Source organism: Halobellus sp. Atlit-38R (assembly GCF_003665925.1).
Classification (GTDB): Archaea; Halobacteriota; Halobacteria; order Halobacteriales; family Haloferacaceae; genus Haloquadratum; species Haloquadratum inordinatus.
Map to the genome: position 1 here is coordinate 1 of NZ_QXIJ01000236.1, position 498 is coordinate 498.

General features: G+C 50.6%; 1 pseudogene. It reads right to left on the bottom strand.

Annotation, left to right across the window (positions count from 1 at the left end):
- Nucleotides 1–248: 248 nt before the first annotated feature.
- Nucleotides 249–498: pseudogene (locus D3D02_RS19120) on the bottom strand (hypothetical protein); the annotation flags it as partial.

The following is a 498-nucleotide window of genomic DNA, read 5'->3' on the forward strand; positions in this document are numbered from 1 at the left end:
GCACTGTCTAGATAAGGCACGAGCAGGACGAAAAGTTAGTGATCTATGCTACTCTCAAACCTGCTCAAAGTGCTGTGTTGAATAGCGCTCTTGAGCAGGAATGAAACTAATCCAAGCCGACGATCACTCGCCTCGGCTATTCAACAGATGATTTGCCCTACGAAGACACAACTATTCAACAGAGCAGCAAAAAACTCCTCGGGCAGTCTTATCGGTGAAAACAGTCGTAATCTCAGCGGGTATCCCTATTACTCAGATCCATCGCCATCTTTCGCGTTGAACTGTGCAAGCGTCTCAATGACCGCATCGAGGACCGCATCCACCTCATCAGCATCAACACCACTCTCAGACGCAGCACGAGCGGTGACAGCCTGTCGAACCATCTCGTCGTTCAGGGGTTTCAATCCACCACGCCACTCGCGGCCAGTCTCCAGCGAGTGTTCACGAACAGTCTCTACAAACTCGTCATACTCATCGGGCATATTGCTCGCGAGTATA